The sequence below is a fragment of the Dyella sp. OK584 genome (assembly GCF_057787755.1).
Genome location: NZ_CM173542.1, coordinates 2,888,758 through 2,910,361, shown reverse-complemented (window position 1 = coordinate 2,910,361; position 21,604 = coordinate 2,888,758). Strand labels below are relative to the sequence as shown.

The following is a 21,604-nucleotide window of genomic DNA, read 5'->3' as shown; positions in this document are numbered from 1 at the left end:
GCGCCCGCCCATGACGGCACGCATCTACCACAACAACCGCTGTTCGAAGTCGCGCGCCACACTGGATTTGCTGGAAGCGCGCGGCATCGCCTGCGACGTCGTCAACTATCTCGACACGCCGCCCAGTGCTGTCGAACTGGCGCAGTTGCTGGACATGCTCGGCATGATGCCGCGCGAGCTGATGCGCAAGGGTGAACCGGAATACGCCGAACTTGGCTTGGATAACCCCACGCTTGATGACACCACGCTGATAGCGGCGATGGTGAGCCATCCGCGGTTGATCGAGCGGCCGATCGTGGTTGCCCATGGCAAGGCGGCGATTGGAAGGCCGCCCGAAGCGGTGTTGTCTATTTTGTAATTACTCCCTCTCCTCTTTGGGGAGAGGGCAGTGGTGAGGGGCGGGTGCTCGCGGAAGCATCTATTCAGAACGGGTTCCATTGTTGCGCTCTCGCAAGATGGTCCCCTCACCTCAATCCTCTCCCCTTTGGGGAGAGGAGGCTTAGGCGTTCAGCGTGAAGCTATCCGCATCCATCCACGCAGGGAAACGCTCGCGATGTGCGAGCAAGAGTGCCGGATCGATAGTGACGGTCACTACCTGCTCCTGCGACCCCAGCTCGATCACCGGCTCACCCACCGGATCGAGCACGGCGCTGTCGCCGGCGTAAGGCAAGTCGTTGCCGTCCACGCCGACGCGATTGAGGCCAACCACATAACTCAAATTTTCGATCGCGCGCGCGCGCAATAGCGTGCGCCAAGGCTGGCGGCGCGGCGCGGGCCAGTTCGCCACGAACAAGGCGAGGTCGTAATCCATGCCACCAACCGCTTGTTCGCAGCGACCGTTGCGCAGCCACACCGGGAAACGCAGGTCGTAACAAACCTGCGGCAGGATGCGCCAGCCTTTCAACTCGACGATCAAGCGTTCGTTGCCTCCGCCGTAGCGCGTGTGTTCGCCCGCCATGCGGAACAGATGTCGCTTGTCGTACTGTGCAAAACTGCCGTCCGGGCGTGCCCAGATCAGTCGGTTGAATACCGTGTCGCCTTCGCGGATGGCGAGGCTGCCACACAACACGGCATCGACCTCCTGCGCCAACGCGCGCATCCACGCCACGCCTTCGCCATCCATCAATTCCGCGCTGGCCCGCGTGTCATTGCTGAAGCCGGAAAGAAAAGTCTCCGGCAACACCACCAGATCGGTCCGGCCGGCGACGCTCCGCACGAGATCGCCGTAATACGCACGATTGGCCGGCGCGTCATGCCAGCGCGTAGCGCCCTGCACCAGGCTTACTTTCAAAGCTTGCATAGACGCTCCGCGGCGGCATCCATCGTGGCGTCGCTCTTGGCAAAACACAGGCGCAGCAGGTGCGTGCCCGGTGCCTTCTCGTAGAACGGGGTCAACGGTATCGCGGCTACGCCACCTTCCTTCACCAGCCACTCGCAGAACGACACGTCGTCCTTGTTGCTGATGGCGGAATAGTCCACCAACTGAAAATAACCGCCCGGCACGTCAAGCAACTTGAAGCGTGAAGGCTTGATCAACTCGCGGAATCGGTCGCGCTTGGCTTTGTAGAACGCAGGAAGCTCCAGATAATGCTCCGGCGCATTGGTCATGAATTCAGCGAACGCCACCTGTGCCGGATGGAAGGTGCAGAACGTGAGGTACTGGTGCACTTTGCGGAATTCCGCCGACAGCGCCTTGGGTGCCACTGCGTACCCCACCTTCCAGCCGGTGCAGTGATAGGTCTTGCCAAACGAAGACACCACGAAACTGCGCGCGGCCAGTTCTGCATGGCGCAGCACGCTCTGGTGCTTGGCGCCGTCGTACACGATGTGCTCGTACACCTCGTCGGACAGCAGCACGATCTCGGTATCGCGCACGATCGCCGCCAGTTCATCCAGATCAGCGGCCGACAGCACAGCGCCCGTGGGGTTGTGCGGACTGTTGATAAGGATCATGCGCGTCTTCGACGTGACTGCATCACGAACGCGCTGCCAGTCGATGCCGAACGTAGGTGCCACCAGCGGAATGTGCACCGCACGCGCACCCTGCAGCTCGATGGCCGGCTCGTAGCTGTCGTAGGCCGGATCGAACACGATCACCTCGTCGCCTGCGCGCACGACGGCGGCAATGGCGGCGAACAGCGCCTCGGTGGCGCCGGAGGTCACAGTCACTTCGGCATCTGCGCTGACGCGATGACCGTACATGCGCTCGGTCTTGAGTGCGATCTGCTCGCGCAGGGGTTGCAGGCCGATGCCCGGTGCGTACTGATTGCGACCCTCGGCCATCGCCCGCGTAATGGCATCGCGCAGCGGCTGCGGCGGCTCGAAATCTGGAAAACCCTGCCCCAGGTTCACGGCCTTGTGTTCCAACGCCAGATGACTCATGACGCTGAAGATGGTGGTCCCCACTTTCGGAAGCTTGGTATCGATCTGCATATTCCGGATGTCTGGATGGCTAAACGGGAATGCTAGCACGGGCCATGTGGCACGCCGTGGTCAAAGGTATTTGCCGCATTCTGCGTGCTTCTCGCGCACGGTATCGGGCAGCTTTTCGGCTAGAAAATCCACGAAGGCGCGCACGCCCGGCAACAGGCCGCGACGACTGGGATAGACGAAGTGCATGGTGCCCTGTGGCACGCTCCATTCGGGCAGCACCACTTCCAGTTCGCCGCGCGCCACAGCCGGGCCACACATGAACTCGGGCAGCATGGTGACACCGATGCCGTGCTTGGCGCACTGGAGCAGCGCCGCAAAATCACCGCAGATGAGGCGTGGCTTGATATCAACCACCACGCGCTCGCCTTGCGCGTCAAGCAGCTCCCAGCTTTGCGCGCCCTCGTGCTCGTTCACGGTGAGCGCGGGCATACTGGAAAGATCGGACGGAACCTTTGGATGGCCATACTGCTTGAGCAGATCGGGGCTCGCCACCGGCAGCACGCGAGACTGGCCAAAGGTGCGCACCACCAGCGTGGCATCCGTATCGAGCTTGCTGCGCACGCGGATGGCGACGTCGAAGCCTTCGCCGATCACGTCCACTCGTCGGTCGGTGGACTGAAGACGCACCTGCATCTTGGGATGCTGGGCCAGGAAATCCGGCAGCACATGCCCCAGCACGGTCTGCACCAGCGAAACAGGACAGCTCACACGAACCACGCCTCGGGGCTCGGCGCGCAGTTCCTCCACCGCATCCTGCGCCGCCCTCGCCTCTTCCAGCACGGCGCGGCAGTGGCCATAGAAGCGTTCGCCCACCTCGGTAACCACGAAGCGGCGAGTGGTCCTTTGCAGCAGGCGCACGCCGAGGCGCTCTTCGAGCTGGGCAATGCGCTTGCTCAGGCGTGACTTGGGAATGCCGAGTGCTCGGCCGGCGGAGGAAAAACCACCGTGTTCCACCACCGAAGCGAAGAAATACAGGTCGTTGAGATCCTGCAGGGCGCCATCCAACACGGTCATCGCCGTTTCCTTATTAGAACAATACGTTCGATTTTACCCGTCTTATCAGCAGATTGTCCTGCGGATACCTTAGTTCTGTCGCCGGGGTGCCCGGCCCATTACTGAGGAATTGCCATGAAACTGCTGCATCTCGACGCCAGCGCCCTGGGTAGCCACTCCGTCTCGCGTGGGCTGACTGCTGCCATCGTAGCGGAGTTCACCCGCAACCAGCCCGCCACGGAAGTGATCTACCACGATCTCGTCGCCAACCCGCTGCCGCACTGGACCCCGGTGTCCGACGCCAGCGATCCGGCCTCCGCGCTGGGTAGCCAGATGCTGGAAGAGTTCTTGGCCGCCGACGCGGTGGTGATCGGTGCCCCGATGTACAACTTCTCGATCCCCAGCCAGCTGAAGGCGTGGATTGACCGCGTGACCGTGGCTGGCAAGTCGTTCCGCTACACCGCCAATGGTCCGGAAGGTCTGGCCGCCGGCAAGCGCGTGATCATCGCCTCATCGCGTGGTGGCATTTACAGCGAAGGCAGCGCCGCCGCTTCGATGGACTTCCAGGAAACCTACCTGCGTGCGCTGTTTGGCTTCCTAGGCGTCACCGATATCGAGTTCGTCCGCGCCGAGGGTGTGGCGATCAGTGACGACAACAAGGTGGAATCCTTGAAGTCAGCGCATGCCTCGATCGGTGTGGTGACGCGCAAGGCTGCCTAAGCCTCTGCTTCCTCTCCCCTTTTGGGGAGAGGATTGAGGTGAGGGGCAACCTTGCGAAAGCGAAACAATAGATCTGGCTTTGAACGGCCACTTTCGCAAGCACCCGCCCCTCACCCTGCCCTCTCCCCAGCGGGGAGAGGGAAAAGATGGAGACGCCGCGCATCACTGCGCGGCGTTTGCTTTTTCTGAGCGATAAACCGCCTTACCGTCCACCCAGGTGCTGAGCGGTTTGAGGTCGGCTATCTGGCGCGGTGACACCGTCATCAGGTCACCATTGAGTATTACAAAGTCGGCACGCATGCCCGGCTTGAGCATGCCTACTTCGTTCTCCATGAACGCTGCAAACGCTGCGCCGCGCGTGAAGCCTGCCAGCGCCTGGAGTCGACTGACTCGCTGGTCCGGCAGCCAGCCGCCCGGCGGTTGGCCGTTGAGATCCTGGCGTGTCACGGCGGCATACAGACCAAGCATCGGGTTGACCTGCTCCACCGGGAAATCCGAACCGAATGCCAAGGGCACCTGTTCGTGGATGAAACGCTGCCAGGCATAGGCGCCCTTGAGGCGCTCGGCACCGAGGCGCTGCTCGGCCCAGGGCATGTCCGAGGTGGCATGGGTCGGTTGCATGGAGGCGATTATCCGCAGCTTTGCGAAGCGCGGAATGTCATCGAGCGCCACGATCTGCGCGTGCTCGACCCGCCAACGATGATCGCTATTGGCGCCGTCGCCCAACACCGACTGATAGGTGTCCAGCACCATACGGTTACCGCGATCTCCGATGGCGTGCGTGGCCACCTGCACGTGGCAGCGGTGCGCCTTCTCCACGGCGCTGCGATACGCATCGGGTGAGGTCACCAGGATGCCGCGATTGCCATGGTCGTCGTTGTAGTCCGCCAGCAGGGCGGCACCGCGGCTGCCCAACGCGCCGTCCATGTAGAGCTTGACGGTGCGCATCTGCAGACGCCTGCCTGCGTCTGTCCAGCGTCCACCTTGCGTGCATAGCCAATCCAGCGCCGCGTGGTTTCCGTCTGCCATCTCATAGAGGCGCAACGGAATTTCGCCGGCGGCGGCCATCTCCTGCAGCACCTTGAAGTCATCGAGGCTGGTACCCGGATCGTGCACGCCAGTGAGCCCGGCAGCGACGGCATCGGCAAATGCAGCTTTGTATGCCTCGCGCGTCTGTTCGTGGCTCAGCGGCGGAATCGCATCGGCCACCAGACCCACCGCACCATCCACTAGCACGCCACTGGCTTTCTTGCCGACGCGCACGATACGGCCGCCTTGCGGTTGCCAGTCACCGTCGAGCGGCTTCGTGGCATGTTTCATCGCCGCCGTATTGACCCACGAGGCGTGACCGTCGATACGTTCCAGGTACACCGGCCGATCCGGAAAAGTGGCGTCGAGATCCGCTGCGGTTGGAAACTGCTTATCGGTCCACCGATTTTGATCCCAGCCACGACCGACCAGCCAGGCACCCTTGGGCAGCTTCGCGGCACCCGCCTTCAGTCGATCGATGATCTCGACCTTGGACGCGGCACCCACCAGGTCTACCTGGATGTGGGTCATGCCAAGGCCCAGCATGTGGCCGTGCGCATCGATCAGGCCGGGGATGACCGTGGCCCCTTTGGCATCCACTTTACCGGCGTCTGGATACCGCTTCTGCAGGTCAGCCGTGTCGCCTACGGCAAGCAGGCGGCCATCGTCCTTCCAGGCCAGTGCAGTGGCTTCCGGACGTGCGGGATCCAGGGTGTGGATATGCGCGTTGACCAACAGCGTAGTCGCCTGCAGCGGGAGGCACGCAATCGCGAGCAAGGCGATGGATAAGCAGCGAAGCGATAGACGCATAGGTGGGTCTCGGCCAAGGAGTCCTGCGACTTTGCCTAGCCGGCCCCGACCATACAAGCGGCCATGCAGCATGCATGGTCCGCGCTCCACGAGCCTCCGTCAGGCCGCCTGCACGAACGGCGGGACAGGACGCACGAATTGCGCCAGCCGGATGGTCGATTCCGTACCGGGCATCTCCACGTATACCGGACGGCCGGAGCGCTGGTGTTCGTCGCGTGCCACTTCGCGCGCAAGCTTGATGGCTGCGGAAAGCGGCAGATGACTGAATAGCGAAGAGCCCGAGCGGCACACGTTCCACTGCCCTTCGGTGGATGGCTTGAGCGAATAGGTGACCATGTTTCACCCCTGTAAGGAGAGAGAGCCCCGCCACGCTTGGTCGAGTGAGCGAATAGCTCGCTGGGTTGTCCTTATCGGACCGATCAAGAGTGCACTCGTTCTACCAAGGAACCTATCGGCCCCTCACATCGTATTGCGTAGGAATACGACTACTTCAGTGAGCCTCATACGTTGCCGGTGTTTTCCCCACTTCGCAACTGTTTCACACCTGATACACGTGCGCTTGCCTTCACTGAACGCAGTGACAGCTGCATGTGAATCGTCGCACTGGCTGTGCATCGGCCTATCACCCGTCGTTAACCGCGTGGCTCGCAGTTTCGAAAATCCCACGACGGAGCCATGCCTGATGTCTAACGAAACGGAAGATGGCCGGACACGCATGATTCAAGCTTTCGACGAGCTGCTTCAGCTCTATCGGTTGCTGGAGCGGGAAAACGAACTGCTTCGCGAGCAATTGCGCCGGCACACGGCGGGAGAGCTTCAGATACGCGAGACCGACCGCAAGATGCTGGAAATCAGGGGTGGCGGGCTGCTTTCGGCACACGATCGCCTGCGCGCTTTGCTGGCTTCGCGGCGGGCATGAGCCATGCAGCAACACGTTGATCATCAGCCGGAGCGAGCCATGAAGGTGCACGACATCGAAGGCATCGTCATCAGCCATCCGGAGCGCGTGCTCTATCCAGATTGCGGCGTTACCAAGCAGGACGTAGCCGATTATTACCTCGCGGTCATGGACCGGTTTCTACCTGGCATCGCCCATCGCCCCACCTCCGTGCTGCGCTTTCCCGAAGGTATCGGCGCGCAGGGATTCTTCCAGAAGCACCCCATGCGAGGGCTGAAGCACGTCGGGCACGTCCGCCTGCGGGAGGAAAGCGGCGAGCGGGACGACTACCTTTGTCCGCGCGACGCGGCGGCCATCATTGAACTGGTGCAGTTCGGCACGATCGAGTTTCATCCATGGGCCGCTCTCGAGGACTCGCTGGACGAGGCCGATTACCTCGTGTTTGACCTTGACCCAGGAAGCGACGTGGCGTGGCATGACGTGATCGACGCGGCACGCTTGCTCAAAGCGCGCCTTGCCGATGTGGGATTGCAGAGCTTCGTGCGCACCACCGGCGGCAAGGGCCTGCATGTGGTGGTGCCTCTGTATTCGTCCTGTCCATGGGATGACGCCAAGCGATTCGCGCAAGCCTTTGCCCGTCAGCTCGCGAACGCCGCGCCACAGGCTTTTATCGCAAAAGCAGCCATGAAAGAACGCGCAGGCAAGATCTTCATCGACTACTTGCGCAACACCCGCGGTGCCACCAGCGTGGCGTCCTATTCGCTGCGCGCTCGCGCCGGGGCGACCGTCGCCATGCCCCTGCGCTGGCGAGAACTTGGTCAATGCAAGGGCGGAGGGGATTTCGATATCCGCTCCGCACAACGCAGATTGGTCCGGCTGCGCACCGATCCTTGGGATGGCTTCGACGTGCTGCGCCAGGATCTTGGCAAGGCGTTACGCACATACAACGCGCCACCGGGCTGAGTCACCGCGTGGCACACGCTATCAGCCCACCAGGGTTTCCACGCGGCCAAGTGTTGGGGAAACGAAATACTGGTTGTCCAGCACGCTTCTCACCGCATCCGCAAGTTCTTCACCTGCCGAGGCTTTGAGTACATAGCCCTTGCCGATGGCCAGCGCCGCGCGCGCCAGCGTCGGGTCGTCGTGCACAGTGATGAATACCACGGGCAGCCCGGGTCGGTCGGCGAGCAGTTCGCGTGCGGCCTGCATGCCGTCCATGCCGGGCATGCTGATATCCGTGACCACGGCGTCCGGGTGCAGTCGCCTCACCGCCTTGACCAATGCCTCGCCATGCCCGACCACCGCGAGCACATCGAACTCCTCGCTGAGCACTTCACGAATCTGCTCAGCGACAGGAGGATGGTCTTCGGCCAGCACGACAGTGGCTCGTGTCACGCTCGTCCCCGCTAAACGGATAATGCTCCAAGTGCAGCATCGTCCATCGCGAAAACTTTCGCCACCGAAAGAGACCCGAGTAATGACTAAGTAAAACTACCCGTTCTGGCCCGCAGCCATGGCCCGATGGCCTGATTTGCGCCATTTTTTCTCAGAACAGCAGTCCAAGATCCTCGGCTCGACGCACCAGCTCCAGCGTGGAGTGCACCCCAAGCACCTGCATCATCGTGTACTTGTGGGCCTCGACAGTGCGCACCGAAAGGCTCAGCTGTAACGCGATCTGTTTGGAGCGCAAGCCCTCACCCACCAGACGCAACACCTGCAATTGCTTGGTCGTGAGGTTACGCATGTCCGTGAGTTGGCCGCTGATATAGCGGGCACCCAGCGCTGGCGTCACATAGGTGCCTCCCAACATCACCTGCTGGGTGGCACTGCGCAGGTCTTCGCCCGCGGAACACTTGAGAATGTAACCACTGGCTCCTGCTCGCAGCGCGGCAATCGCCAGTGCCGGCTCCATGTGCATGGTGAGAAACACAAACCGGGTGTCGTTGCCCATCTCACGCAGCCGCTTGAGCGCGTCCATGCCGTTGCAGCGTGGCATGTTGATATCGGCCACTACCAGGTCGGGCTGGAGACGGCGCACGGCATCGATCAACGCCTCACCGTCGGAAACGATCTCCATCAGCTCGAAGTCTTCCTCGAGAATGTGCTGCACGCCTTCGGCGACCATGCGGTGGTCGTCGGCGATGATCAGGCTTGGCCGTGCAGCGTCGTGTAGGGTCCTAGCGGAATGCATATGCATAGTTCAGTCCCTTTCCCCAGAGTCGAACAAAGTCGATAGCTGCCACCGAGCAGCTTCGTACGCTCATCGATACTCATTAGTCCAAGCCCCCGACGCCCCTCTGCGTCCACGGCAAATCCCTTGCCGTCGTCCTTTATGCTGAGGTCCACGTGCTTGTCCCCGATCCGCAGCGCGACCTCGATGCGCTGCGCATCCGCATGCCTCAATGCATTTCCCAATGCCGCCTGGGTCACGCGATAGAGGCACAGCGCCACATCCTCGGGAAGATCCTTGGCATGCGGCGACACTTTCAATTCGATGCTCGGCCCGGCCCGCTGCCGCTGCGCCTGGCACAAACCGGCCAGCGCCGCAGTCAGCCCTGTCTGAGTAAGCATGCTCGGATGAAGGTCGTGTGAAAGATGGCGCACGTCCTCGGAGAGCGAGATCAATTCGCTCTGCAATTGGCTCACGTCGTTCCGGTTTCTCTCATCCACCTTGCGACGCAACGCGCTCAGCCGAATGGACGCCACCGCCAGTCGCTGATTGATGTCGTCGTGCAGGTCACGCGCTATGCGAGCCCTTTCCTCTTCCTGCGCCACGATCAGGCGTCCGGCCAGCTCGCGCACCTCGGTACTGGTCACCGACAGCGCGCGCTGGGCAGCGCGGCGCTGCTCCACCATTGCCGCCAGGAACAGAGACGCTACCGCCATGCCCAGCATCCACAGCTGCACGCTGATGGTGGTGAACCCTGGATCTTCCTGCATGAAGGGCCCTTCCGACGAAAGGCTGAGCTGGATGGCGATGACGCCGATCACCAGGTTGACGACGCTGGTTCCGGGTATCTGCGCGCGCAGTGCCACGAAGATAGCCAACGGCACCGGCGCCAGCAGCAGCAGCGGTCGCATCGTCGCGAGGCTGCCCAGTTCCCGCCATCCCAACCAGAGAAAAACCAGCGCAACCGTGGTGATCACCAGCATGTTCCAGTTGGGCAAGGCGTCGCTACGCAGCGAGGAAGTCGGGTTGGCCAGGCTCATGATGGCGGGCGGCAGCAGCGCATAACCCAATGCATCGGACAATGCCACCTGCCACCAGGACCCGGACAGCCATGCAGGCATGGGCGCAGCCATCGCTATCAGTGCGATGAGGACAGCCGTCGCCAGCGGCAGCAGCGCTACAGCCACCAGCAGGAAGCCTAGCAAGCGAAGGAAATCGTCGATCGGCTGGTCCTGGCGGAAACGATTTATCACCAGCGCAGCGAGATTGATCAGCAGCAGCACGAGCGGATACGTCATCACCATGCCGGGCGGTGCCAAATTCATCGCGACGGCGAGCGACACCAAGCCGAGCAGCCAGCCAATGTCATAGGCCAGCCAATGGCGGCGGGGTTCGATCAATAGCGCGGCCAGCAACAGCGGCCCAGGCAGCCAGATCATCTGCGCGTCGCCCTGGCGATTCCACAGTGCCAGCGACAGCCACTGCGAGACCACCACGGCAACAAGCATGCCGGTGCCTCGCGCCAGATGAGACAGGCCGCTAGGCAATGCCAATGCGCTCATGATCTCCCCACGATCCATGCGACTTCTCCGCGGCGCTTTCGAACGAAAAAGCGCCTCTCCATGCTGGGCGACCAAGCCATCCAGGCACATGCCATCAGTCGCCAGCTCGCATTTCTCCACGATGGGCGTCATGCCTTCGTGATGACTTGCGTAGTTCTACCGACAGGGCGGGGTGCGACGGGCCTTGGCAAGCGTGGTTCCAGGGTGCGGCGGAACAGTATTTTTACTGGGCAAGATTGAGTGAAAGTTCGCTTACCAAGCGGACACGGACGGCCCAAGCTGACGGTTAGCCGTTAGGGCGCAAGAAACGAGGAACCCGCCGGATGAAGCGAAAGCCTGCGCCGTCGTCCCCTGCCCTACAGGCCAGCCACCTGTCGATGACCGACGGGGCTATGTCGCGTGTATCCAGTCGCCACCGGCTCCGCCACCACCCATGTCGTCCAGGCGCGCAGCAAATCACACACGGTCATCCTCACCGAGGCGGCAAAGAGGCATTTGGCGTGATCAAGAGCGTCAAAGGCAGTCCACCCATGCTCCACTCAACTATTCAGCGTTGACCCATGCCCCCCGGAAACGGCAAACAAGGCAAGAACACACGCAAGCTGCGGGTGCTGCTGGCCGATGAGCATCGCTGCGTCGCCGAGGGTCTGGCTGGGCTACTGGCCAAACGAACTCACTCGGTACGCATCGCTCACGACAGTGAAACCCTGATGCTCGCGGCGCTGAGTGGTGACGTCGACCTGATCATCACCGACATCGCCATGCCGCCATTCAGTGCGCTGCACGCCGTGCGCCGCCTGCGACGGCAAGGGTGCCTGATACCCATCATCGTGCTTTCCACTCATGGTGAACCGCTGATCGTTCGCGAAGCGATGCAGGCCGGCGCCAATGGATACGTACTCAAACAATCGACCAGCAGCGAACTCTATGGCGCCATGACGGAAGTCGCGGCCGGCAACCAGTTCATCAGCCCCGAGCTGATGGCGTCGCTGCTGCAGGCACCCGATGCCGCGCAGCGATTGACCCGACGACAGCGCGATGTGATCGAGGGCATGGCCAAGGGCTGGCGCACCAGCGAGATCGCCGCCGAGCTGGGCATCTCGATACGCACGGTGGAAAGTCATCGGCAGGCATTGCTCGACCTGCTCGGGGTGCACAGCGGCGTTGCGCTGATTCGCGAGGCGGAGCGTCTCGGACTGATTCCACTCACACCGCATGGCTCTGCCCTCACGGCGGAAGACTAGCCATGTCTCCAAACCACACCGCAACCCATCGTCCCAAAGAAGCCCCTGCCAAGCCGGCCTTCGGTGGTTTCTATGGATGGCATGGTCGTGCCTGGGCCAAGACGCCCGACGTCACCCAGTACGATCAGGTCGCAGTCAAAACCACGATGTGGGCAGCAAACACGCAGAAAGTCATCTGGACCGTGACGATGCAAGGCATCGGCGCCAGTAACGTTCCCAAGATCGTGCAGGATCTCACCGCCACGCTGATTCCCGAGTTCAAGAGCAATGGCGTGAGCTGTTGACGGAACGGGCAGCGGCAACCACCGGTCTGCCGCTACCGTGATCACCCGCTTCCTCATTTCACGGAGCGTACCCATGAATATCCGAGTGACTGGTTTTCTCGCCCTCGCCTGCTTTGCCACGGTAGCTACCGTGGCAGCCCAGCAACCGCCACCGGCGCCCGTACCGTATCCCGCCCAGGGCCAGAATGCAGCGCAGCAGGAGGCCGATAAGGGCGCCTGCATGTCGTGGGCGCAAAGCAACGCACCCTCGCAGCCGGTGCCTGCACAGCAGACAGGGCCCGCCGTGGGCGGCGGCCAGCGTGCCCGTGGCGCGGTGCGCGGCGCGGCCGCCGGAGCGGTGGTGGGTGGCGTGGCCAACGACGACGCGGGGCACGGCGCGGCCGTAGGCGCTGCTGCGGGTGTGGTTGCGGGTGGTGTGCGTGCACGCGAGCAACGCCGACAAGACAACGCTGCGGCCGCACAAACGCAGACCTACAACACCGCCAACTTCAACCAGGCCTATGGCGCCTGCATGAAGGGCAAAGGTTACACGGTCAATTGAGCAGTCGGTGCATGGCGCAAGCGGTTTGCGCCATGCATGCCAACATCGCACTCATCGCCAGGCGCTGCCCACCTGGATGTAGTACGCGTGATCATCCTCGCTTCGCGCCCAGTCGAGGCCCACGTATAAGCCAAGCGCACGAGCAATGAGATACCGGAACCCGACACCCTCGGTCGCGTGAGTGCTGGCATCGCCGAAATCCGCCCTGCGTCCCCACGCGCGACCGGCGCCCCCGAAACCCAGCAGCGCCCATCGCGATGTCAAGTTCCAGCGCAATTCCGCTTCGACGATGCCGACGTTTTCATCCTGATAGCGGCCATAGGAAATGCCTCGAAGGTCGATCGACGGCAGCTGGTAGAACGGCGTGTCTCCACGGGCTGCGCGAACATCGGCGCGCAGGCCAAGCACCCACCTTTCGGCGATCGGCAGGTAGCCGTAGACATGTGTGCGGTAGGTCTGGAACGTGTTGTCACTGCCAAAGGCCGGCGCATAGTCCGTGCCATCCAGCCGCCACAGCCAACCCTTCGACGGTGTCAGCATGTTGTCGCGCGAGTCGTAGCTGAGTCCCAGGCCGAGACCTGACGCACGCTTGGCGAAGTCCCTTGGCTCGAAATACTGGTTGTCGCTCTGCAGGTTCAGGCGACTGTCGATGTCCATGTAGATCCAACGTGCCGACGCGAACCAGTCGCTCCGTCCGAAACGTCGTGACACTTGCTGGTAGAAGAACAAGCCGTCGAGGTTGTAACCAATCTTCCTGGGCGCCGATTGTATTCCCTGCGTATAGAAGTCCAGATTCACCGACGCCTTGCCGGCGATGCCTTCATAGCGCCAGGTGTCGTCCTTGAAGTGGAACGTGCCGCCTAGGCCATAGCCGTAGGTGCCGTTTTCCGTTTTGAAGGCACCGACGCCGAAGATGTCGGGAGGAATACGGTCACCGCGCTCCTTCGACTCCTCAGATTGCGGAGGGCGACGAAAGAACACAGCCGCCAGTCCACCGCCTGTCCCCACCGCGGGCTCGGTGATGATGATCGGCACCAACAATGCACCCTTGTGCTGCAGCAGCCAGCGCGACATGTCGACATCGCCATCCCGAGAGTCCTTGAACCTGTCCCACCAGGTGGTTCCCGCTTTGCCAGACACGTCGTCGGATGCCTGTTCCACTGGCGAATGGCTGTCGCGCTGCGCAAGTAGTGGTGCCCTATTCGCCTGTGCATCCTCACCGGCCACTGTCGGCGCCGTTTGTGCTTGCAGCGATGCGGACACCCACATGGCAAGCAGCGACGAAGCAACGGTGTATTTGCGCGCCATCGCGGCCCTCGCGTGCATGTTCGATGTCGGGTCCGCCAGTTCGCACCTTCAGGCGAAAAAGTACACGCCGCCGCACTCGCTCCAGATTGCGGGCCGCGTACCGGCGACACGCAAGCCGAGCTTGCCCCATGGTGGTCATGGGGCACAGCGCAAATATTCGGTTGTGGGCTTGGTAGATCTACCTAATGCCGCTACTCGCAGGCACTCATCGGGCAACCGCAGACAAGGTGCAGCTGATCAGTTCTGGGGCTTGGCCTCTTCGTCGGGCTTGACCTCTTCCCAACTGCTGTCCGGGTCGAATGATTTCATCGACCCTGCAATGGTCGCGCTGTTCTTGCCAAGGTCTTTTTCGAACACTTCGCCGTCGTGGCTCACCATGAAACTCATCACGCCAGATTCGCCGTACTGCGAAGGCCAGGCAATGAGTGCGAAGCCGCTGGTCATGCGATTACCCACGATGTAGTTGTAGGCGCCACCGGGTGCCGACGCACCTTGTGAGGTGAGGATGCGATAGCGATAGCCGTGGAAATCCGCCCCCTTGGGCTGTTCGCCGACAAACTGCTCACCCAGGGGACTCGGCGGTTCGTTGCCCGTCACCGGCCAGTACAAACCGTCCTGCTTGCCGGGGCTGCTCCTGAGCTTCTGGGCGTATTGCAGCACCTTGTCGCTACCATGGTCTTCCGTCGCGTAATCGCGCTGCGCATCGTAATAGGCGAGCATCGCTTGCTGCGTCGTCAACTCATTGGCGCCGATACGACGAACGCGTATCTCGTCCGCGCCCTTCTTCAGGTCGAAGCGCCAGCCACCTGTGCCCTGGACAATGGGCAGCGGCAACACCCAGTTCGCCGAACCCACGTTGAGGTGGGCAACACCATCGGCGGTCTCGGTGCGATGGCTTTCGTCGTATCGCTTGAGGAACAGGTCCACGTCCTCCCGATCGATGTCGTCGGTGGGTATGTAGTCCTTCCAGTTGCCGCCCAACACCTTGGCCAGTTCGGGCTTGTCGCCACCGCGTACCGCTTGCACGAAGGCAGAGGCCGCGGCGTCGGCCGATGGAAAGCTGGTCTGCTGCGCCAGGACAGCGGCGGAAACGAAGCAACCCAGCCACAGGGCCAGACCTATCGTCCGGCGAAGTATCCGTGGAGTGCGATTCATGGTCAGGCTCCTTATCGACGACGACCACCACCACCGCCCCGGCTGGGTGACGGGCGGGAAACCGACCGGCCAGCACCGCCACCGGCGCCGCGGGACTGGGACATCGAGCGCTGGCTCGACTGCCCGCGATTCGTCTGCGAGCGTGACGACCCCGGCGACTGTCCGCCACTGAAGGCGTTGTTGCGGGCACCGCCTCCCTGCCTGTCGCCTGAACCGCCATAGTTCTGCCGCGAGCCGCCACCCGCATTGCCGCGGTTGCCACCACCGGCATTGCTTCGGTCGGCCACGCCAGCCCCCTGGCCGCCGCGATTGCCGCCCGACGGACGGTTGAGCCCCGCGCCGCTTTCACCTGCGCCGCGTCTCGCTGCCATGGAGGAGCCATTGTTGGTGCTGCGATCGAAGCTCTTCAGCGAATTTTGCCTGCTGGCATCTCTCTGATTGTCGCGGCCACGGAAAGATTCGCGCTGCTGCGAACCTCCCACGCCCTGGCCATAGCGCTGGCGGCTGCCGGAATCGCGATAAGGCGTTCCTCGGCGATTGTTCGCATTGTGGTTCCAGTTGGAGTTGCCGTTGCCGCTGATCCGGTTGTTGTTGTTGTTGATGTTGTTGTAGCGGTTGACGTTGACGTTCACGTTGCCGCCACCCCAGTTGCAATTACCCCACAGCGAATTGGTGATCGCGATACCGACACCGAAAGCCAGGCCGGCCGCCAGGCCCGATGCCACCGGGTAGTACCCAACCGGCGGCGGCCAGTAAGTGGGCGGATACGCCGGATAGGGCCAGGAACCGTAAACCACGGTCGGGTTGTACGAAGGCACGTAAACGACTTCGGGATTGGTGGGCTCGATCTGAATCACCGTGGTGCCGGACGACGAACCTTGCGGCTCCTGTTGCACCACGACCTTCTGCTGTTCGTTGGATTTGAGGTTGCCCGATGACTGCGCCTGCTTACGCAGACGCTGCACCGACGTCATCACGTCCTCGGGCTGCGCAAGAAAGGCATCGCCCATGTTTTGCACCCAATCCGGGTGCTGCTTCATTTGCGCCAACACCTGCGGGAAAGCCACGAGCGACTGCACGCTGGGATCCCAGGGCTTGTTGTTAATCTGCTTTACCGCGTCATCGCCCTGGGCCTTCGGATTGGCCGCCGACCAGGCCGCCGCTTCGGCCACATCGCTGGGATAGGTCGTCGCCATGAAGATCTGCGACAGCAGCGCGTCGGGATAGAGCGCTATCGGGGCCAGCATCTGGTCAAGTTGCTGGTTGTTGTAGATCTTTTGGCTTTGACCCTGGCTTTGACCCTGGCTTTGACCCTGGCTTTGACCCTGGCTTTGACCCTGGCTTTGACCCTGGCTTTGACCTTGGCTTTGACCTTGGCTTTGAGTTTGGGTCTGGCTTTGGGTTTGGCTTCGACTTTGGGGCTGCGGCGGACTCGTCTGTGCCTGAGCAACACCCGACAGCACGAGGGGCAGCAATGCAAAACACCAGGCGCACTTCCGCAAGATTCCATAACGCATCGTCGTCTTCATGGTGCTGCTCCCATGCCGCCATCGCGCTCGTACCAGCTTGACTCTCTCTGGGCGGAGTAGCCACTGTATTTATTCGGAAACCGGGGTCCGTAAAACTACCTAAGCGCGGAACACGCCCTGAGAACGCTGACGACGTGCCCGTAGAAATACGCAAAACAGCCTACGTAATACTTCGCTTTGACGGTGCATGACAACGATTCAAGATAAGGCACCCTTCCTAGCGTTCCGGGTGTCAGCCATGCGCCGCATCACGTTCGAACGTCCTGTCCTCTCCCTCGCCATCCTGGCGCTGACCATCACCACGGCCCTTGGCGCGCGACCAGCCCACGCAGACATGCCGGACCAATGGGACGGCAATTGGCACGGCAGTATCACGCCCTATGGCTGGCTGCCCGGCGTGACGGCCGAATCGAAGTTCCAGGCGCCAGGCGGCGGCCCGACAGTGGAGACCAAGTCCGACAACAACATCCTTGACCACCTGAGCGGTGCGTTCATGCTCTCAGGCGACGTGCGCAAGGGCCTCTGGGGCATGTATGCCGACGTTGACTGGGTCAAGTTCACCAACGAGAACGCTCATTTCACCTCGGTTGGTGGCGACCGCATCGGTGGCAACGCCAAGCTCGAAACCAACTGGGGCATCAAGGGCGGCATGGTTAATCTCGCCGGCCTCTACACGATGGCCCATGGTCAACAGGGTTACATCGATCTGGTGTTCGGCGGGCGCTATCTGTGGCTGAAGGGCAACCTCAGCTGGAACTTCAACCTTACTGGCAACGCTGGCAACGTCAACATCGCCAACAGTGGCCACGTGAGCAATCAGACCCATATCACCGACGCCATCATCGGCATCCGTGGCCGCTGGGATCCATTTGCCGACAGCCGCTTCTTCTTTCCGTACTACCTCGACGTAGGCGCCGGCGATTCGGACAACACCTACCAGTTGGTTGCAGGCGTCGCCTACGCATTCAACTGGGGCGACATCGCGCTGATTTACCGCGACGTGGAATACAAGGAAAGTGCCAGCGACAAGTTCCTGAAGAAAGTGCAACTGAGTGGCCCAGCCTTCAGCCTGACCTGGCACTTCTGATCGCGTGCGCTCGGCAGTTTCCCAGGCGTTCCTCGGGTGAGCGACGCCAGCCAAGGCATCTTCGACGAGCCACGGCACGTCGCGGTACTCAGGCGCTTGCGTGTGATCAGGCCGGAAGATCGAGCCCAGGCGTTGCGTCGTGTTCTTCTCGCCCTGGCGGTCAGCTGGCTTCCCCTTGCGATCCTGTGCCTGGTGCAATGGCTGGGCGAAGACCGACCGACGTCGGCGGCCTTCTTCACCAATGCGGCAATCTATGCACGGTTCGTGGTAGCCGTGCCGATCCTGATCCTGTCCGACTACATCATCCTGCCCCGGCTGGAGGCCATCGCGCGGTATTTCGTGCGCTCAGGGCTGATCCTCGACAGCGATCGTGAGCGCTTTGACGAAGCCATCGCCTCCGCGAGGCGCATGAGTCTCAGCGTGTGGCCATCGGCGGCCATGACCATCATCGTCTACGTGCTGATTGCCATCATCGCGGTCACCGTGCCGCCCGAAGCAATGCCGGACTGGCAGCGTGCGCACGGCTCGCTCAACTTGTCGCTCGCAGGCTGGTGGCATCTGCTGGTTAGCGTGCCACTGGTGTTGGGCCTGATCCTCAGCTGGGTCTGGCGGTTGGGCGTGTGGATGCGTTTTCTGCACCTGCTGTCGCGAATGAATCTTCGCCTCGTTCCATCGCATCCAGACAAGGCCGCCGGGCTGGAATTCGTGGCCATGTCGCCGCGCATCTTCGCGCCGCTGGCCTTCGTCGTCGGCGCCATCACGGCCGGCGCACTGGGCAACGAGGTGATCTACCTTCATCTCAATCCGATGGACCATATCGCCGTGCCGATTGCCACGGCCATCGTCGTGGTTTTAATTCTGATCAGCCCGCCCCTGATGTTTGCCCGCGCACTGATACTCGCCCGGCGACGTGGCATCTTCGAATACGGTGCGCTGGCAGGACGGCTCGGCGCGGCGTTCGAAGCAAAGTGGCTGGATATCGACAAGACGATCGATGCATCGGCGCTGGGCGAACCGGACTTCTCGGCCACCACCGATCTCTACGGCGTGGCCGCGAATGTCTATGCCATGCAGCCCACGCTGTTCGACCCGCGCGTCGCCGCTTCGATAGCGATCGCCACGCTGGTTCCCTTTGCGCCGATCTGGTTGTCAGTGATCCCCGCCAAGGTGCTGCTCAGCCACCTCATCGGGCTACTCATCTGAACGACTAGGCAGGTTCGATGTGCCGCAACAGCAGGCGAGCGCTTTCCCGCCCCTGCCAGTCGTTGATCACGAGTTCGTACACGGCACGAAACATCGAAGGCGGCGGCGTACCTTCATAGGCATTGAACATCACCGCATCGTGGACCGAACCGTCGCGCGGATCGCGCAGGTTCAGGCGAAGATGCTTCTCGCCCATGACACGCCAACTCGCACATTCAAATACGTTGTCGAACACGGGCTCGGGAAACGCCTGTCCCCACGGACCTGCCGCACGCAATTGCCTGGCGAGTTCCAACGTCGCCGAACCCGGCGGCAATTCACCATCAGAGAGTTGCACCGCTTGCAGGCGATCTTCGTCGAGCCATTCGCGTGCGATGGCATCGAATGCCTCAGCAAAGCGCGCGTAGTCGCAAGTCTTCATGCTCAGGCCTGCCGCCATCGCATGGCCACCGAACCGGATGATCAGGCCCGGATGGCGTGCGTCGATCATGGCCAGCGCATCGCGTATGTGGAATCCCGCGATGGAACGCGCCGACCCACGCAATTCATCCGGCATGTCCTCGCTGGCCGGTGCGAAAGCAATGACCGGACGATGCAGCCGCTCCTTCAGCTTCGACGCCACCAGCCCCACCACGCCGGCGTGCCAGCCAGGCTCGAACAACGCCACGCCCACGGCATCGATATCAGCCGCAAGCGCCACCATCACCTCTGCTTCGGCCACCATCGCCGCCTGCAATTCGCGACGCTCCTGATTGATCGAACTCAGCAGCTCGGCATATCGGCGTGCCTGTGCAACGTCATCGGAGAGCAGGCACTCAACGCCAATGCGCATGTCCTCCAACCGACCCGCCGCGTTCAGGCGTGGGCCAATCGCGTAACCGAGATCGCTGGCGCTCAGCGATGCCACGCTGCGCTGGCTGGCTTCCACCAATGCGACGACACCAGCGCAACCACGACCGCTGCGCACTCGCCGAAGGCCTGCTTCGACCAGTACACGATTGTTGAAATCCAGCGGCACCAGGTCGGCCACCGTACCCACCGCCACGAGATCCAGCAGCACGGAAAGATCCGGCTCGCTGCCCTCGGCAAAACTGCCCTGTTCACGCAACGACGAGCGCAACGCCAGCAGCAGATAAAACATCACGCCAACGCCAGCCAGCGCCTTGCTGGGAAAACCGTCGCCAGTGAGGTTGGGATTGACCATGGCATCGGCTGCCGGCAGTTGTTCGCCCGGCAGATGATGATCGGTCACGATCACCCGGATGCCCTGCGCTTTTGCCGCCGCCACACCCGCCACGCTCGCCACGCCGTTGTCCACGGTGACGATCAGCTGTGGCTTGGGCTGCAATGATTCGACCAGCGCAGGACTTAGCCCGTAGCCGTGGATGAAGCGATTGGGTACGGCATAGTCCACATGTCGTGCACCCAGCATGCGCAAGCCGCGAACGGCCACCGCAGTGCCCGTGGCTCCGTCGCAGTCGTAATCGCCGGCGATAACGATGGACCAGTCATCGCGGATGGCCTCCATCAGCAAGCCAACCGCTTGCTCCAGTCCGCCCAGCTGTTGCGGCGACAACAAGCGAGCGAGCCGATATTCGGCTTGCTCGGGACACAGCACGCCGCGTGCGGCGTACACCTGTTGCAGCACCGGATGGACGGCCGCGCTCCAGCCATTAGGTGCGCCTTGCGGGATGCGTCGGCGCAAGTTCACCGGCTTCATCGACCGTTCCCTCGCCAGAAACGCCAGCGATGCCAGGGGCGATGCAGCCAATGCTCGCCACTGGCAAAACTCAGTTGCAACGACTGCTTGAGAGCCAATGCCTGCACATTTGGCCACCACGTCGTGGCGATGTCGTCGACGGGCAGGTCCTGCAGATCGACGAGCCAGCCAGCCGCCGCCGACTCGAGCGCTTTCGCCGTGCGCGCCACCACCGCGATACCCGCACGCTTGGCCAGTGCGCCGAGCAACACGTCATCGCCGATCACGCCCAACAGAGACGTACGAACCACGTTCGGCAAAGACCCACCACCCCACAACCAAAGACTGTTGATCGGTGGCATGCCGCGCGCTCGGCGTTCGGCATTGAGTGGGTGCTGGTGCAGCAACACCTGCACCTCGTTGAGCAACACACGCCAGCGTCGGCCATCCGGGCCCTGCGGCAGATGCTCGAACAGATCCTCGCCCAGCGCTTGTTCCGGCGCGGCGAAGGATGGTGTCGGCGCACCAGTGGGTAAGCGCACGTGCCAATGATCGGGCGAGGACACTTCCAGAATCATGCCGGCGTCGCCGAATACCGGCTTCAAGGGCTTGGCGAGCGCCTGCGCATCTTCCATGCCCAGCTGCATCTGCCCGCAAGCAAGCAACCGTGCACCGTTGAGATCGGGTTGCACCCACGCCGGGTCGGCACACAGCCAGTTTGCATCGGCGGCATCACCGGCCATCAGCTCGCGCGTGAGCGCTCCCGCGGGCAAACCGCCAGGAACCACGAAACGCTCGGCCAGCCCCGCGAGATAACCCTTGGCATGCGGTTCCTGTTGATCGGCCTTGCGCAGCAGTGTGCGCAATGGATGCGCGGGTTCGAAACGCGCCAGGTCGGGAAGCCAGAGTTCCACCGGTTTGGATGCCTGCGAACTCATC

The 21,604-nt window shown here is 62.3% G+C and carries 22 protein-coding genes; 9 read left to right on the top strand and 13 right to left on the bottom strand.

Features of this window, described 5'->3' with window-relative positions; genetic code table 11:
• Positions 1 to 10 precede the first annotated feature (10 nt).
• Positions 11 to 358, top strand: coding sequence for an arsenate reductase (glutaredoxin) (arsC, locus tag AC3CBN_RS13095; protein WP_488633449.1), 348 nt, complete (start codon positions 11 to 13; stop codon positions 356 to 358).
• Between the two features lie 141 nt (positions 359 to 499).
• Here arsC and AC3CBN_RS13090 read toward each other — a convergent pair whose 3' ends face one another.
• The 3 genes from AC3CBN_RS13090 to AC3CBN_RS13080 are packed head-to-tail and all read right to left on the bottom strand — an operon-like array spanning position 500 to position 3,447.
• A complete protein-coding gene (locus tag AC3CBN_RS13090; RefSeq protein WP_488633448.1) occupies positions 500 to 1,300 on the bottom strand; it encodes an amidohydrolase in 801 nt (266 codons plus the stop codon).
• Complete coding sequence (locus tag AC3CBN_RS13085; RefSeq protein WP_488633447.1) at positions 1,288 to 2,433, bottom strand: pyridoxal phosphate-dependent aminotransferase; 1,146 nt, start codon at positions 2,431 to 2,433, stop codon at positions 1,288 to 1,290. The genes AC3CBN_RS13090 and AC3CBN_RS13085 overlap by 13 nt, the downstream gene beginning before the upstream one ends.
• A gap of 60 nt (positions 2,434 to 2,493) precedes the next feature.
• On the bottom strand, positions 2,494 to 3,447 hold the full coding sequence (locus tag AC3CBN_RS13080) for a LysR substrate-binding domain-containing protein (RefSeq protein ID WP_488633446.1): 954 nt from the start codon (positions 3,445 to 3,447) through the stop codon (positions 2,494 to 2,496).
• 114 nt (positions 3,448 to 3,561) lie between these two features.
• Here AC3CBN_RS13080 and AC3CBN_RS13075 point away from each other — a divergent pair, with 114 nt between their 5' ends.
• The gene (locus tag AC3CBN_RS13075; RefSeq protein WP_488633445.1) at positions 3,562 to 4,146 is read left to right on the top strand and encodes an FMN-dependent NADH-azoreductase; all 585 of its coding nucleotides are present in this window, start codon (positions 3,562 to 3,564) and stop codon (positions 4,144 to 4,146) included.
• Positions 4,147 to 4,308: 162 nt separating this feature from the next.
• On the opposite strand, the gene AC3CBN_RS13070 is transcribed toward AC3CBN_RS13075, so the two are convergent.
• The gene (locus AC3CBN_RS13070; protein ID WP_488633444.1) at positions 4,309 to 5,985 is read right to left on the bottom strand and encodes an amidohydrolase; all 1,677 of its coding nucleotides are present in this window, start codon (positions 5,983 to 5,985) and stop codon (positions 4,309 to 4,311) included.
• Between the two features lie 99 nt (positions 5,986 to 6,084).
• A complete protein-coding gene (locus AC3CBN_RS13065; RefSeq protein WP_488633443.1) occupies positions 6,085 to 6,321 on the bottom strand; it encodes a hypothetical protein in 237 nt (78 codons plus the stop codon).
• Between the two features lie 346 nt (positions 6,322 to 6,667).
• On the opposite strand from AC3CBN_RS13065, the gene AC3CBN_RS13060 reads away from it, so the two are divergent.
• Together AC3CBN_RS13060 and ligD are read left to right on the top strand one after the other, a co-directional pair.
• Positions 6,668 to 6,904, top strand: coding sequence for a hypothetical protein (locus tag AC3CBN_RS13060; RefSeq protein ID WP_488633442.1), 237 nt, complete (start codon positions 6,668 to 6,670; stop codon positions 6,902 to 6,904).
• A gap of 3 nt (positions 6,905 to 6,907) precedes the next feature.
• The gene (gene ligD, locus AC3CBN_RS13055; RefSeq protein ID WP_488633441.1) at positions 6,908 to 7,846 is read left to right on the top strand and encodes a non-homologous end-joining DNA ligase; all 939 of its coding nucleotides are present in this window, start codon (positions 6,908 to 6,910) and stop codon (positions 7,844 to 7,846) included.
• 21 nt (positions 7,847 to 7,867) lie between these two features.
• On the opposite strand, the gene AC3CBN_RS13050 is transcribed toward ligD, so the two are convergent.
• The 3 genes from AC3CBN_RS13050 to AC3CBN_RS13040 form a co-directional block, all read right to left on the bottom strand.
• Complete coding sequence (locus tag AC3CBN_RS13050; protein ID WP_488633440.1) at positions 7,868 to 8,278, bottom strand: response regulator; 411 nt, start codon at positions 8,276 to 8,278, stop codon at positions 7,868 to 7,870.
• 151 nt (positions 8,279 to 8,429) lie between these two features.
• Positions 8,430 to 9,074 carry a response regulator gene (locus AC3CBN_RS13045; RefSeq protein WP_488633439.1) on the bottom strand — a complete coding sequence of 215 codons (645 nt, stop codon included), beginning with the start codon at positions 9,072 to 9,074 and terminating at the stop codon, positions 8,430 to 8,432.
• A complete protein-coding gene (locus tag AC3CBN_RS13040; RefSeq protein ID WP_488633438.1) occupies positions 9,029 to 10,633 on the bottom strand; it encodes a sensor histidine kinase in 1,605 nt (534 codons plus the stop codon). The genes AC3CBN_RS13045 and AC3CBN_RS13040 overlap by 46 nt, the downstream gene beginning before the upstream one ends.
• 542 nt (positions 10,634 to 11,175) lie before the next feature.
• On the opposite strand from AC3CBN_RS13040, the gene AC3CBN_RS13035 reads away from it, so the two are divergent.
• The 3 genes from AC3CBN_RS13035 to AC3CBN_RS13025 all read left to right on the top strand — a co-directional run bounded on the left by AC3CBN_RS13035 (position 11,176) and on the right by AC3CBN_RS13025 (position 12,684).
• Positions 11,176 to 11,859 (top strand): response regulator, encoded by a 684-nt coding sequence (locus AC3CBN_RS13035; RefSeq protein WP_488633437.1) that lies wholly within the window; start codon positions 11,176 to 11,178, stop codon positions 11,857 to 11,859.
• 2 nt (positions 11,860 to 11,861) lie between these two features.
• Positions 11,862 to 12,143: a hypothetical protein gene (locus tag AC3CBN_RS13030; protein WP_488633436.1), complete on the top strand. Its 282-nt coding sequence runs from the start codon at positions 11,862 to 11,864 to the stop codon at positions 12,141 to 12,143.
• 73 nt (positions 12,144 to 12,216) lie between these two features.
• Entirely contained in the window at positions 12,217 to 12,684 is a 468-nt protein-coding gene (locus tag AC3CBN_RS13025) for a glycine zipper domain-containing protein (RefSeq protein ID WP_488633435.1), read from the top strand.
• A 51-nt stretch (positions 12,685 to 12,735) separates the two neighbouring features.
• On the opposite strand, the gene AC3CBN_RS13020 is transcribed toward AC3CBN_RS13025, so the two are convergent.
• The 3 genes from AC3CBN_RS13020 to AC3CBN_RS13010 all read right to left on the bottom strand — a co-directional run bounded on the left by AC3CBN_RS13020 (position 12,736) and on the right by AC3CBN_RS13010 (position 16,394).
• Entirely contained in the window at positions 12,736 to 14,010 is a 1,275-nt protein-coding gene (locus AC3CBN_RS13020; RefSeq protein ID WP_488633434.1) for a BamA/TamA family outer membrane protein, read from the bottom strand.
• A gap of 219 nt (positions 14,011 to 14,229) precedes the next feature.
• Positions 14,230 to 15,147, bottom strand: coding sequence for a DUF2950 domain-containing protein (locus tag AC3CBN_RS13015; RefSeq protein ID WP_488633433.1), 918 nt, complete (start codon positions 15,145 to 15,147; stop codon positions 14,230 to 14,232).
• 11 nt (positions 15,148 to 15,158) lie between these two features.
• Entirely contained in the window at positions 15,159 to 16,394 is a 1,236-nt protein-coding gene (locus AC3CBN_RS13010; protein WP_488633432.1) for a DUF3300 domain-containing protein, read from the bottom strand.
• Positions 16,395 to 16,914: 520 nt separating this feature from the next.
• Between AC3CBN_RS13010 and AC3CBN_RS13005 the strand changes: the two genes are divergently transcribed.
• Together AC3CBN_RS13005 and AC3CBN_RS13000 are read left to right on the top strand one after the other, a co-directional pair.
• On the top strand, positions 16,915 to 17,763 hold the full coding sequence (locus tag AC3CBN_RS13005; protein ID WP_488633431.1) for a hypothetical protein: 849 nt from the start codon (positions 16,915 to 16,917) through the stop codon (positions 17,761 to 17,763).
• 36 nt (positions 17,764 to 17,799) lie between these two features.
• Complete coding sequence (locus tag AC3CBN_RS13000) at positions 17,800 to 18,966, top strand: hypothetical protein (RefSeq protein WP_488633430.1); 1,167 nt, start codon at positions 17,800 to 17,802, stop codon at positions 18,964 to 18,966.
• A gap of 4 nt (positions 18,967 to 18,970) precedes the next feature.
• Here the strand turns inward: AC3CBN_RS13000 and recJ are convergent, their stop codons facing one another.
• The gene (gene recJ / locus AC3CBN_RS12995; protein ID WP_488633429.1) at positions 18,971 to 20,686 is read right to left on the bottom strand and encodes a single-stranded-DNA-specific exonuclease RecJ; all 1,716 of its coding nucleotides are present in this window, start codon (positions 20,684 to 20,686) and stop codon (positions 18,971 to 18,973) included.
• Positions 20,683 to 21,603: a phosphoglycerate mutase gene (locus tag AC3CBN_RS12990; protein WP_488633428.1), complete on the bottom strand. Its 921-nt coding sequence runs from the start codon at positions 21,601 to 21,603 to the stop codon at positions 20,683 to 20,685. Before AC3CBN_RS12990 ends, recJ begins: the two co-directional genes overlap by 4 nt.
• Position 21,604 lies beyond the last annotated feature (1 nt).

Excerpts from the sequence above, each read along its gene's own strand:
- arsC (WP_488633449.1), top strand. The coding sequence starts at position 11 with ATGACGGCACGCATCTACCACAACAACCGCTGTTCGAAGTCGCGCGCC.
- AC3CBN_RS13090 (WP_488633448.1), bottom strand. The coding sequence starts at position 1,300 with ATGCAAGCTTTGAAAGTAAGCCTGGTGCAGGGCGCTACGCGCTGGCAT.
- AC3CBN_RS13085 (WP_488633447.1), bottom strand. The coding sequence starts at position 2,433 with ATGCAGATCGATACCAAGCTTCCGAAAGTGGGGACCACCATCTTCAGC.
- AC3CBN_RS13080 (WP_488633446.1), bottom strand. The coding sequence starts at position 3,447 with ATGACCGTGTTGGATGGCGCCCTGCAGGATCTCAACGACCTGTATTTC.
- AC3CBN_RS13075 (WP_488633445.1), top strand. The coding sequence starts at position 3,562 with ATGAAACTGCTGCATCTCGACGCCAGCGCCCTGGGTAGCCACTCCGTC.
- AC3CBN_RS13070 (WP_488633444.1), bottom strand. The coding sequence starts at position 5,985 with ATGCGTCTATCGCTTCGCTGCTTATCCATCGCCTTGCTCGCGATTGCG.
- AC3CBN_RS13065 (WP_488633443.1), bottom strand. The coding sequence starts at position 6,321 with ATGGTCACCTATTCGCTCAAGCCATCCACCGAAGGGCAGTGGAACGTG.
- AC3CBN_RS13060 (WP_488633442.1), top strand. The coding sequence starts at position 6,668 with ATGTCTAACGAAACGGAAGATGGCCGGACACGCATGATTCAAGCTTTC.
- ligD (WP_488633441.1), top strand. The coding sequence starts at position 6,908 with ATGCAGCAACACGTTGATCATCAGCCGGAGCGAGCCATGAAGGTGCAC.
- AC3CBN_RS13045 (WP_488633439.1), bottom strand. The coding sequence starts at position 9,074 with ATGCATTCCGCTAGGACCCTACACGACGCTGCACGGCCAAGCCTGATC.
- AC3CBN_RS13040 (WP_488633438.1), bottom strand. The coding sequence starts at position 10,633 with ATGGATCGTGGGGAGATCATGAGCGCATTGGCATTGCCTAGCGGCCTG.
- AC3CBN_RS13035 (WP_488633437.1), top strand. The coding sequence starts at position 11,176 with ATGCCCCCCGGAAACGGCAAACAAGGCAAGAACACACGCAAGCTGCGG.
- AC3CBN_RS13030 (WP_488633436.1), top strand. The coding sequence starts at position 11,862 with ATGTCTCCAAACCACACCGCAACCCATCGTCCCAAAGAAGCCCCTGCC.
- AC3CBN_RS13025 (WP_488633435.1), top strand. The coding sequence starts at position 12,217 with ATGAATATCCGAGTGACTGGTTTTCTCGCCCTCGCCTGCTTTGCCACG.
- AC3CBN_RS13020 (WP_488633434.1), bottom strand. The coding sequence starts at position 14,010 with ATGCACGCGAGGGCCGCGATGGCGCGCAAATACACCGTTGCTTCGTCG.
- AC3CBN_RS13015 (WP_488633433.1), bottom strand. The coding sequence starts at position 15,147 with ATGAATCGCACTCCACGGATACTTCGCCGGACGATAGGTCTGGCCCTG.
- AC3CBN_RS13010 (WP_488633432.1), bottom strand. The coding sequence starts at position 16,394 with ATGCTGGCCCCGATAGCGCTCTATCCCGACGCGCTGCTGTCGCAGATC.
- AC3CBN_RS13005 (WP_488633431.1), top strand. The coding sequence starts at position 16,915 with ATGCGCCGCATCACGTTCGAACGTCCTGTCCTCTCCCTCGCCATCCTG.
- recJ (WP_488633429.1), bottom strand. The coding sequence starts at position 20,686 with ATGAAGCCGGTGAACTTGCGCCGACGCATCCCGCAAGGCGCACCTAAT.
- AC3CBN_RS12990 (WP_488633428.1), bottom strand. The coding sequence starts at position 21,603 with ATGAGTTCGCAGGCATCCAAACCGGTGGAACTCTGGCTTCCCGACCTG.